Source organism: Candidatus Kryptonium thompsonii, from assembly GCF_001535985.1.
Lineage (GTDB): Bacteria > Bacteroidota > Ignavibacteria > Kryptoniales > Kryptoniaceae > Kryptonium > Kryptonium thompsonii.
In genome coordinates, this window is the sequence record NZ_CZVS01000001.1 from 38,574 (window position 1) to 49,967 (window position 11,394).

General features: G+C 36.2%; 12 protein-coding genes and 1 pseudogene. 8 read left to right on the plus strand and 5 right to left on the minus strand.

All coding sequences use genetic code 11. The features are described from left to right. Positions 1–119 precede the first annotated feature (119 nt). The gene (locus tag AWW78_RS00190) at positions 120–1,670 is read left to right on the plus strand and encodes an FAD-dependent thymidylate synthase (RefSeq protein WP_082349134.1); all 1,551 of its coding nucleotides are present in this window, start codon (positions 120–122) and stop codon (positions 1,668–1,670) included. Next, positions 1,667–2,488, plus strand: a complete 822-nt coding sequence (locus tag AWW78_RS00195; RefSeq protein ID WP_047133679.1) for a TIGR02757 family protein — start codon at positions 1,667–1,669, stop codon at positions 2,486–2,488. The genes AWW78_RS00190 and AWW78_RS00195 overlap by 4 nt, the downstream gene beginning before the upstream one ends. Here AWW78_RS00195 and AWW78_RS00200 read toward each other — a convergent pair. The 3 genes from AWW78_RS00200 to mtaB all read right to left on the minus strand — a co-directional run bounded on the left by AWW78_RS00200 (position 2,485) and on the right by mtaB (position 4,956). After that, positions 2,485–2,856 (minus strand): Spy/CpxP family protein refolding chaperone, encoded by a 372-nt coding sequence (locus tag AWW78_RS00200; protein WP_047133680.1) that lies wholly within the window; start codon positions 2,854–2,856, stop codon positions 2,485–2,487. The two genes, AWW78_RS00195 and AWW78_RS00200, sit on opposite strands and share 4 nt — an antisense overlap. Positions 2,857–2,952: 96 nt before the next feature. Continuing rightward, positions 2,953–3,627: a hypothetical protein gene (locus tag AWW78_RS00205; protein ID WP_047133681.1), complete on the minus strand. Its 675-nt coding sequence runs from the start codon at positions 3,625–3,627 to the stop codon at positions 2,953–2,955. Positions 3,628–3,657: 30 nt separating this feature from the next. Next, positions 3,658–4,956 carry a tRNA (N(6)-L-threonylcarbamoyladenosine(37)-C(2))-methylthiotransferase MtaB gene (gene mtaB / locus AWW78_RS00210; protein ID WP_047133682.1) on the minus strand — a complete coding sequence of 433 codons (1,299 nt, stop codon included), beginning with the start codon at positions 4,954–4,956 and terminating at the stop codon, positions 3,658–3,660. Between the two features lie 141 nt (positions 4,957–5,097). On the opposite strand from mtaB, the gene AWW78_RS00215 reads away from it, so the two are divergent. The 6 genes and pseudogenes from AWW78_RS00215 to holA all read left to right on the plus strand — a co-directional run bounded on the left by AWW78_RS00215 (position 5,098) and on the right by holA (position 9,748). After that, positions 5,098–5,811 carry a hypothetical protein gene (locus AWW78_RS00215; protein ID WP_141653866.1) on the plus strand — a complete coding sequence of 238 codons (714 nt, stop codon included), beginning with the start codon at positions 5,098–5,100 and terminating at the stop codon, positions 5,809–5,811. Positions 5,812–5,828: 17 nt separating this feature from the next. Beyond that, complete coding sequence (locus tag AWW78_RS00220) at positions 5,829–6,641, plus strand: undecaprenyl-diphosphate phosphatase (RefSeq protein ID WP_047133684.1); 813 nt, start codon at positions 5,829–5,831, stop codon at positions 6,639–6,641. 15 nt (positions 6,642–6,656) lie between these two features. Further along, positions 6,657–7,230 (plus strand): annotated as a pseudogene (locus AWW78_RS00225) (peptidylprolyl isomerase). Positions 7,231–7,251: 21 nt separating this feature from the next. Continuing rightward, complete coding sequence (locus AWW78_RS10815; RefSeq protein WP_276325937.1) at positions 7,252–8,034, plus strand: amino acid permease; 783 nt, start codon at positions 7,252–7,254, stop codon at positions 8,032–8,034. A 4-nt stretch (positions 8,035–8,038) separates the two neighbouring features. Next, entirely contained in the window at positions 8,039–8,686 is a 648-nt protein-coding gene (locus AWW78_RS10820) for an APC family permease (protein WP_276325938.1), read from the plus strand. Then, a complete protein-coding gene (gene holA, locus AWW78_RS00235) occupies positions 8,687–9,748 on the plus strand; it encodes a DNA polymerase III subunit delta (protein ID WP_047133685.1) in 1,062 nt (353 codons plus the stop codon). 11 nt (positions 9,749–9,759) lie between these two features. Here holA and AWW78_RS00240 read toward each other — a convergent pair whose 3' ends face one another. Both AWW78_RS00240 and AWW78_RS00245 read right to left on the minus strand, forming a co-directional pair. Continuing rightward, a complete protein-coding gene (locus AWW78_RS00240) occupies positions 9,760–10,713 on the minus strand; it encodes a D-2-hydroxyacid dehydrogenase (protein WP_047133686.1) in 954 nt (317 codons plus the stop codon). After that, on the minus strand, positions 10,710–11,394 hold a 685-nt coding region (locus tag AWW78_RS00245; protein WP_047133692.1), incomplete at its 5' end, for an NAD(P)/FAD-dependent oxidoreductase. The genes AWW78_RS00245 and AWW78_RS00240, both read right to left, overlap by 4 nt.

Below are 11,394 nucleotides of genomic sequence, written 5' to 3' on the forward strand. Positions count from 1 at the left end.
AATCCAGCCATTAAAACATCAATAATATCATGCAAGGGCAAGGTTGATACTTTTTCAAAATTTGATTTTTTACCTTGTCTTGATAAATTAATTCAAAGTTTTCAAAACGAATTTCAAAAATGATGATAGATAAACCACTTTCACCAGAGCCAGTTGTAAAAGTTGTAAAGTATTTCCCTGAGCCCTTTAAAAATGTGATAGCAACGGCAAGAACTTGTTATTCTTCAAAGGGTATTATAAAAGATGAAGAAATTGACATAAACAAATACATTGATTTAGCCAAAAGCATCTACGAAGCCGGGCATCACACGACTTTTCAACATGCATATTTTCAATTTGCTATTGAAAATGTTTCAAGGTACTTCATTTGGTCATTTCTTCACAGTCACCCCTTCTACAATTCAGAGCAAGTCTCACAAAGATATGTAGAGGTTAAACCGGGTAATTATTTTATACCACCGCTTGAAGGAAAAGCGCTTGAAATCTATATATCAACCATTGAATTCCAAAATGAATCATATAAAAAACTAACAGAACTGCTTCTACCAGTTGTAGAGAACGAATATTATCTAAGGTTTCCAGCACGAAGATTTAATTCAGAAAAATACAAAAAGGATATAAAACGAAAAGCTCAAGAGATCGCACGATATGTTCTTCCAATTGCAACATTTGCCTATCTTTATCACACGGTCAGCGCAATCACAATTTTAAGATATTATAAACTGTGTAATCAATTTGACATCCCCCTTGAACAAAGAATAGTTGCCAACAAGTTAATTGATGAAATTTTAAGGGTTGATCCAAATTATAAAATTGTTCTTGAAAAACCGATCGATGAGCATGAACTTGTCGAATTTAACTTTGTTCAAAATTTAAACGATGATAATTTATCAAAAGAATTCGCTGATGAATTTGATAAGTCACTGAATGGAAAGATATCACTTTTGGTTGACTACAAACCAAATGCGGAAAAAATTCTCGCCGACTCCGTCAGGGAAATATTCGGCTTGCCATCCACCGCCTTAAGCGATGATGAAGCAATAAATCTCGTGTTGAATCCCGCTATAAACAAAATCCTCGCCGAATCACTTGTCCTAACAACGCACAGCAAAATATCAAGGGCGATGTTCCACGTCTCGTATACCTTTAAAAAGAAATTAAGTCACACAGCTGATTCGCAAGATCAAAGACATCGAATGACCCCAGGGTCAAGACCTATTTTAATGCGCCAAATTTCCGATGAACCGGATTTTATAACCCCAAGTTTAATTTTGCAAAGTGATTCAGCGCTTAAACTTTACACTGAAACCATGGAAAGAATTTGGGAAAGCATTGGGAAGTTGAAAAAGTTGGGCGTTCCATCTGAATTTGCGCTTTATCTCTTGCCAAATGCCGTCAGCATAAGATTTACTGAATCGGGCGATCTTCTAAACCTTCACCATAAATATGCGATGCGACTTTGCTTTAATGCGCAAGAGGAAATATGGCGGGCTTCATTTGAAGAAGTCCAACAAATTTCAGAAGTCCATCCGAAAATTGGAAATTTCCTTCTGCCCCCATGCTCAATTAGAAATCTTGCAAATATAAAACCAATCTGTCCCGAAGGACCAAGATTTTGCGGCGTGAAGGTTTGGAGATTAAAATTAAACGAATATTCAAGGCTGATATGAGCATAAAAATCCCGGATGAGTTCCCAACCCTTAAGGATTACCTTGATTGGCTTTTCAAAAAATATAACACTCCCGAATTCATAAATTCCGATCCGGTAAAGTTCGTGCATCGTTTTTCAAATCCAAAAGATATGGAAATAGCTGGATTTATTGCGTCTCTTCTCGCCATGGGGAACAGAAAGATAATATTGCTAAGTAGTGAACGACTTTTCAATATTATGGAGGATAAACCTTATGAGTTTGTTTTAAATTTTGATCCGTTCTGGTATGAAAAAATTTTAAACAATTTCGTTCACTTCGCATACAGAAACATTGAAGGAAAGGACTTGCTCGTGGTTTTTTACCTTTTGAAACAAGCCCTTGAAAAATATGGTACTTTAAAAAACCTCTTTTTAAAGCATTACGATGAAAAACATCCAACAATAAAGCAGGCACTGTCAGGATTTGTTAAAGAACTTTTGTCTTTTGATCCCCCGCCCAAATTTAATGGCATTCCTGAAAGCGTTGGCGGTCTTATACCAGATCCAGAGAAAAATAGCCCCTGCAAACGAATTAACATGTTTTTGAGATGGATGGTAAGGAAAGACAATGTCGATGTGGGACTATGGAGTGAAGTTGATAAATCAAAGTTGATAATACCACTTGATACGCATGTTTCGAAAATTTCACGGGGTCTTGGGCTTACTCAAAGGAAAACAGATACATGGAAAACAGCGGAGGAAATTACAAACAACTTGAAAAAATTTGATCCCGAAGACCCCGTGAAATATGATTTTGCTATATTTGGGCTTGGGATAGAACTAAAACATGGATACTAACTTGGTCTTCCGCGCCATTCGCGCATCCTTTCCTGTCGTTCCTTTTTTATCGCTTCATATTTTTTCTTCTGTTCTTTCGTTAAAACAGCTTCAATTTCCTTATCGATCTTTTCCCACCTTTCACGCATTGCTTTCATCATCGCTTCCCTGTTGCCCTGATATTTTTCTCTGTCGATCTCGGCTTGTTTTTGAGCTGAATCAAGAATTTTTTGAATCTTTGTAACTTGTTCAGGCGTCAAATTGAGTTCCTGTTTCAACCTCTCAAGGAATCCACCATAACCTCTACCTCTGTCTTGAGAAAGCGCAAAACCAATAAAAATAAACGAAAATAAAATCGGCAAAGCAAGTATGAATACTTTTCTAGACATGATAAAATATCTTTTTTCTTTTTTGACGCACTAAGGTAAACTATGGTTGCATCTTATTTTATCTTAATTGAAAAGCCTACTGAAGTAGCGCGAAGCTCATCTCCCTCTTCTTCCTTTTTTTGTAGATGACCATCCTATCCAGAATCCCCCGTAATTTATGTTATAATAACCAATATTCACGAAAACAAACCCAGGCAAACCCATGCCAACTTTAAATGAAAGTTTATCACTCTTTGAAAAATTGAACTGTAAAAATGTATATCCAGAAAAAAAAGGAACAATTTCATCATAAATTGGTGAAATTTCACTTTTCCCCTTGCTCTTTCTGAAAGAAGTATAGTTTCCAAATTCACCAGCTACCCCATCATATGTTCCAATTCCAACATTAAAGAAATAAAGAGGGATAAATATATTCACATCAATATCAGCGCCAATACCAAAATATGATTTTTCTCCCCTATTTGTCTCTATCTCTTGCTTATTTTGCACATTATAACTACCAAAATATGCAAAACCACCACCTGAAAGTCTATACCAACTTCCACCAGTTGTCCTCACTAAATTTGTTCTGAAAAAATTGTTTTCATCCCCTCCATTAAATCCACCAGCATTATTGTAATATGCACTTAAAAATGTAGATTCTTTTTTAACTTCAGTCGGAGCTAACATCGGTGGTGAAGAATCCCAAATAGCAGGCAGATAAGTCGGACCACAACCTACCATAAAGATAAATAAAAACAAAACTACGATTTTTAAAATTTTGCCAGCCATAGCACACCTCCGTTTTTGATTTTAAAAAATTTAATCTTTTACAATTTCCCCGACTGCAACCAAATCTTCAACATCAACAATTTTTACTGGTGTGATTTTATTAACAAGCGAAGGTTCATATTTTATCTTAACCTTGACATAGTTTTTCGTAAAACCAAACATCATCCCATCCTTAACCTCACTCTCCCATAAAACATCAAAGACCTTTCCAATCATCTGCCTGTAGAAAGAGTTTTTCTTTTTCAAACTAAGGTTTCTTAACATTTCGCTTCTCCTGTGCCTCTCATCCATAGAAACTTTATCAGGTAGGTTTACCGCATCGGTATTTGGTCTCTCTGAATATGTAAACACATGAAGGTATGAAATTGGCAGGTCATTTATAAAATTGTAAGTCGTTTCAAAATGTTCTCTTGTTTCTCCTGGGAACCCCACGATCACATCAGCTCCAATACACGCCTCCGGGTCCTTTTCTTTTATATACTCAATCCTTTTTCTGTAAAGCGTCGTATTATATCTTCTTCTCATCTTGCGCAAAATTTCATCGCTACCGCTTTGCAAAGGGATGTGAAAATGGTTGCAAATTTTTTCGGAATTTACGAAGTAATCAATCATTTCTTCGCTTAAAAGGTTTGGCTCAATTGAACTAATCCTTATTCTTTCTATGCCATCAATCTTTTCAAGTTCCTTAACAAGTTCAAAAAGATTTGTCCCAATCTTTCTACCGTAATCCCCAACATTTACCCCACTTAAAACTATTTCTTTATAACCAAGTTGTGCGAGCGTCTTCGCTCTTTCAACTACAACAGCAATTTCAGGGCTTCTGCTCCCACCACGGGCAAGTGGAATTGTGCAATATGAACAATTATAATCACACCCGTCTTGAACCTTCAAAAATGCTCTTGTCCTGTCAGATGCAGGGGTTGAACTTGCGATGTAAAACTCATTTGTTTCAGTTACAGGTGAGATAAAAATCTGGGTGTGATAATTTTTCTGGAAATCCCCAACATAATCAAAAATTTTAAATTTCTCATTTGAACCAAGGATCAAATCAACCCCTTCAATCTGGGCTATTTCGTCAGGACGAAGCTGAGCGTAGCAACCCGTGACAATTATAAAAGCATTGGGTGATACTTTTAAGGCTTTCCTCACAGCACGACGGCAATCCCTATCTGCATACTCAGTAACGGAGCATGTATTTATAACGCAAACATCTGAAGGCTCACCGAATTCGACTATTTCAAAACCACGCTTTTTAAACTCCTCACCTATCGTCGATGTCTCTGCAAAATTTAATTTACATCCAACCGTGTAAAATGAGACCTTCTTCATCTATCGAGAAAATAATTAATTTTCAATTTTACCTTTCACCTTTTGCAGTAAAAATTGCAAAATTAAAATCAAAAACGCAAACATAAGCTAATTTGAAATTTTAAATGCCTTTTTTATCTTTACAATATCAAAATGAAAACGATGCATCAAGTGAAATTAAAACTGTGGCTTGTTATAACAATTCTATCGCTGATATTAACTCATACCTTAACTACGCAAAATTTAAATCTGAAAAATAGAAACTATGTATGTCTATCCGCTGGATTGGGTGCTAACTATATTAACTTCCCTGATGTCTCTGATTATATAACATCAATTACTGGAAAAAGAACAAAAGAATTTGACGGCGCCCCAGAATTTTGGGCATCAACTGAATTTAAAATCGGCAGAGATATAGCGATAAAAATTGACTATTCTTATATCTCAAAGCAATACAATATTGAAGAAACATCGACTGGTGTTTCGTTGAATTATATATTTACATACAAAGTTCATAACCCAGTTTTAACTTTAAACTATCTGCTTTTTCAGGAGCAAGAAATTTACATCGTCAAATTCGGAGCTGGGCTTGGCTTTACCAAGGGATATTTTTCACAATTTTTACCACTTTCAGGGAAAGAGGTAACTTACGGGACAAACGGAGGAATTTTAAAACTTGAAGCAATATTTTCATCTCGACTTGGCGAAAAGGTATATGTCCACCTTTCAACTGATGTTAAAATTGGTCTAACTGATGAAGCAAGAGATGCAAATGGAAACAAATTGATAATCCGCAAACCATTTGAAGAAGATAGAAATTTAAGATTAAATTTTACGGGTGTTGCAATTCGCTTTGGATTTAGTTATTATTTTTAAAAAATTCGCAAACGCCGATGAACTATCTTGAAAGTTTGATTTTATCAATTTTGCAAGGACTAACGGAATTTCTCCCGATAAGTAGTTCAGGACATCTTGTGCTTGCTCAACATCTGCTGGGAGTGAAAAAAAGTGGAATTGAATTTGAGGTTTTCGTCCACTTTGGAACGATGTTAAGTGTTTTGGCTATCTTCTGGAAAGATATAAGTGCAATTTTAAAATCGTTCTTCACAAAAATTTTTAAGGTGAGCGAATTAGGAACAAATTTAAAAGCAGATGAAAACTTTAAGCTTGCCGTTTTAATCATTTGGGCATCGATACCAGCTGGTGTGATTGGAATTTTATTTGAAGATAAAATTGAAACCGTTTTTCAAAGTCCGAAATTGACATCGATATTTCTGATGGTGACAGGATTAATTTTAATTTCGACACGCTTTGCTAAGAACAATCCTGAAAAAGATTTTAATTTCGTTTCATCTTTTCTTGTTGGAGTTGCACAAGCATTTGCAATTCTTCCAGGGATATCAAGGTCTGGATCAACCATAAGTGCGGGGATGCTTGCTGGGATAAATGGTGTTAAAAGTGCAAGATTTTCATTCCTGCTCTCGCTTCCAGCAATTCTTGGGGCTACAATTCTAAAAACGAAAGAGATTTTTGAATTTTCACTGTTTGACAAAGTTCCATTGCTTTTGTTTTCAGCGTTAATTTCATTTATCACGGGATACATAGCAATAAAATTTTTGCTCAAAGTGATCTCCCGTGGCAACTTTAGTTTATTCGCATACTATTGCTTAACCATTGGCTTAATTGGACTAATCTTTCTAAAATAAAATTGCCCTGAAAAAATGAAAACCATAACAATTATCTTATCACTACTTTTTTTAATCCCAAATCCACAGGAAAAAACAAAAGAAAAAGAAGTGGTTGTAATTGAAACAAAATTTGGGAACATAGTTATCGAACTTTTTGATGATGTTGCACCGAAACATGCGGAAAATTTCAAAAAAGTTAGCGCGTGAAGGTTTTTATAATGGTACAACCTTTCATAGAGTGATACCCGACTTTGTCATTCAAGGCGGTGATCCCCTTTCAAAGGATAAAGACAGAAATAACGATGGTCGAGGAGGTCCAGGATATACACTTCCAGCAGAGATAAAGATGCCACACAAAAGAGGATTCGTAGGAGCAGCAAGACAGCCAGATAATGTAAACCCAGAAAAGAGGTCAAATGGAAGTCAATTTTATATTTGTTTAAAAGATTTGCCACATCTTGATGGAAACTACACAGTTTTTGGAAGAGTAATTGAGGGAATGGATGTGGTCGATAAAATAGCCCAAGTCCCAAGAGATAAAAGAGATAACCCAATTGAAAAAGTAGAAATGAAAAAAGTTTATCTTAAGAAGCTCCAAGTGAAATAATAAAACAAAAACGGAGGATTTATGGCTCAAGCGGTCGAAGCTCAAAAAGAGGTAAAATTTGAAGCAAAGCTTGGGCTTTTTGATGCAACGATGATAGTAATGGGCTCAATGATCGGCTCAGGAATTTTCATAGCCCCATCAATAATGGCTGGGTATATGCCCATTCCGTTGTTTCTGATTTTGTTGTGGGTTTTGGGAGGAATTCTAACAGCATTCGGAGCTATCGCGTATGGTGAACTTGCTGGGATGATGCCAAAAGCTGGAGGACAATATGTTTTCTTACGCGAAGCGTATAACCCACTGCTTGGATTTCTCTATGGATGGACGCTTTTCTTTGTAATTCAAAGCGGATTTATAGCGGCTGTTGCGATTGCATTTGCAAAATATCTTGGAGTTTTTATCCCTGCTCTTTCGGAAAATAATGTGATTTTAACTCTAAATATATTCGGCTGGAATTTTACTCTTAACAGCGCTCAACTTGTGGGGGTTGCTGTGATTGCCTTTTTGACCTGTATAAATTGTTTTGGAGTTGTTTTCGGAGCATTAGTTCAAAATTTATTCACCGTCTCCAAAATAGCAGCTATAGCTTTGCTTGTATTTATCGCATTTACAATTGGGAACGGGGATTGGTCGAACTTTTCCTCAAGTTTTTCACTTAAAGATTTCAAACCAATCGCTCCACCAGAAGCTTTATCAATGGGATTTTTAGCTGCGCTTGCTGTCGCGATGTCAAAAGCTTTATTTGCTTACGATGCTTGGAATTCCGTCACATTTGCTGCAGAAGAAGTTAAAAAACCCGCATAAAACTGTGCCTCGTTCGCTCGTCCTTGGAACGATCGGTGTTATGCTTGTTTATGTTCTTGCAAATATGGCTTACCTTTACATCTTGCCAATAAAAGAAATGGCGCTTGTTCCAGATAACAGGGTTGCTGCAGCTGTAGCTGAAAAAATTTTCGGTACAATTGGAGCACAATTGATCGCAATAGCGATAATGATTTCAACATTCGGCTGTGACAATGGAATGATCCTTGCAGCACCAAGGGTATATTACGCAATGGCAAAAGATGGGTTATTTTTCAAGGGTGCAGGAAAACTTCATCCAAAATATAAAACCCCAGTAAACTCGCTTATACTTCAAGGAATATGGTCAAGTGTGTTAACTCTAAGTGGAACATACTCTGCGCTTCTAACTTATACCGCCTTTACATCCCTTCTTTTTAATGTGTTAACAGTTATTGGCTTATTCATCTTACGGAAAAAATATCCTGATCGTGAAAGACCATATAAAGCATGGGGCTATCCCATAATTCCAATTTTCTATATACTTGTCGCTGTCTTTTTTATCGTTTACATTATAATTGGCGATCCGAAAAGTTCAGGGCTTGGGTTATTGCTTGTATTGATTGGAGTTCCCGCTTATGTTTATTGGTCGAAAACAAAAAATAATGCGTCGTAAATGGGAAAGGAAAATCTTGACTTTGATGCTTTACATCTTGCGGTTAAGCATAAAAAGTTTGCCCCAGTATATGTCTTTTATGGCAATGAGGAATTTTTAATTGAGGAATCGATTAAAACAGTTGTTGAAAATGCCATCGACGATGGCTTGCGCGAATTTAACTTTGATACCGTCTATGGAAATGAAATTGATATACAAGGTTTGCTCTCGCTTTTACTTTTGCTTCCAGTGATGAGTCAAAAGCGAGTTGTTGTAATGAGAAATTCAGAGAAGTTTTTAAATAAACTATCGAGATCTAAAAAAGAAAAAGATGCGACGCTATTTATCAACTATTTAAAAAAGCCAAACCCTGACACAATTTTAATAATTGTTTTAAACGAGGTGGATTCTGAGAAGGAAATTTATAAAAAACTTTTTGAACTTGCTGAGGTAGTCGAGCTTAAAGCACCTTACGATTGGCAGATTCCGAGCTGGATTGCCAGGAGAGTTAAAGAACGAGGGATGCTCCCGCCGTGGAAAGGGAAAGAGATAACAAATGAAGCGTGTAAACTTCTTCAAGCCTATGTAGGTAATTCCCTTCGTGAAATTGACAATGAGATAACCAAACTTTTCATTTTCACGGGCGAGAAAAAAATTATTGATGTTGAAGATATAAAACAAGCCGTTGGAATGTCAAGAAATTTCACGGTGTTTGACCTTCAAAGATCAATTGGGGAAAGAAATTTACAACTTTCAATTACTATAGTTGAAAAAATGCTTCAAGCGGGTGAATTCCCACCAGTTATATTGACAATGCTCACAAGATATTTTTCGACCCTTTGGAAACTTTATGAGCTTAGGAAAACCGAAAAAGATCCTAAAAAACTTGCAAATTCACTCCAACTTAGCCCCTATCACATTCGGGAGTATTTGAATCAATTAGACAAGTTTAAAGAAAGCGAAATAAAAAATGCTTTCAAGTATCTAATTGAAGCTGATGAATTGATTAAAACAAGCCCAATTGACAGTAGAATTGTCCTAACTCAGATGGTTTACAAAATTGTAGCACAAAATCAAAATTAAAAATCTGATTCTCAATATCCAGCCAACTTATCGACAACATTGATAAGTTCTTTGCCATTAATATATCGTTTAAAATTTTCAATGAAAAGATTTGTCGGCTCTTCCCAGTAATTTGGGAAAAGACCAGCGATGTGTGGGGTTACAAGGACATTCTCCATCTCCCACAATGGCGAATCAGAAGGCAACGGTTCATCTTCGAAGACATCAATTCCAGCACCACGAATTTTTCCCTCTTTCAAGGCATTTATTAATGCTTTTTCATCAACAACAGCTCCACGACCAATGTTGAAAAAATATGGTTTTTTCTTCATCATATTAAATTCCTTCTCCCCTATCAAATGATGTGTTTCATCAGTCAACGGTAAAACTACAACTATAAAATCAGAATTTTCAAGAAGATGTTGCATCTCCGCCCTTGTCACCACTTCATCAACATATTCAACTTTTGTCTTTGTTCTCTTCATACCAATCACATACATCCCGAATGCCTTAGCAACTTTTGCAACTTGCCTTCCAATATTGCCAAGCCCAAGAATTCCCATGGTTTTTCCATAAAGAGATTCAAATTCCTTCGCCACTTGTTTATCCCACACCTTCAACCTTTGGTTGGCGTAAATTTTTTTAAACCCTCTCGTCAAAGTCAAGATCATTCCAAACAAGAACTCGGTCATATGATATTGGTGAATTCCTTTTGAGCAGGTGACAATAACATCCGAGTTTACAATTTCGGGATACAAGATCATATCAACACCAGCATATCCAAGATGAACCCAACGCAAATTTTTCGCCTTTTGAACATGCTCTCTCTCAAAATCCCCAAAAATTATCTCAACATCTTTAATAAATTCATCAACTTTGCTTTTGTCAGGCTCAAAAATTATTTCAGCTTCGCTTCCAATTTCTTTGATAATTTTATCAAGATGTGAACTTCGGATTCGGTGGGTTATAAGGACTTTTCTCTTCATCCAGGCTTAATCTTTTTTGGAACGAAATCGCTGCTATGACCAGGGAAGAATTTTGAAGATGGATCAATATAATTTTTTGCGCTGTTTACCGCAATAGCTGCTTCACCAAAGCCGGTTGAAATTAATTTTAATTTACCAAAATAGCCTGCTATATCTCCAGCCGCATAAATGCCGGGGATATTTGTTTCCATTTTTGAGTTTACCTTTATCGCGTTTTTATCAATTTCAAGTCCCCAGCCCTGGATAAATTCAAGATTTGCGAGAAAACCGAGAGATAAAATTATATGCTCAACCTCAAGATAAGTTTCTTCACCATTTCGATTATCAAAAATTGTAGCACCTTCAACATGTTCATCCCCATGGACACGTTTTAGTTCATAAAATGTTTTCACATGAACAGTTGAATTTAAAAGTTTTTTCAAGCTATCTTCATGAGCTTTAAAAACATCACGCCTATGGATCAAGGTTATATTTTTTGCTATGCCCTCAAGATTTAAAGCCCAATCAACCGCGGAATCCCCACCTCCAACGATGAGAATATTTTTACCCTTGAAGATTGATTTATCTTTAATGATGTAATGAATTCCGCGACCTTCAAGCCTTTGCACATCGGGTATATCAAGCTTTCTTGGGACGAAAGCTCCTATTCCAAGTGTTAAAACCACACTTTTCGAGAGGTGA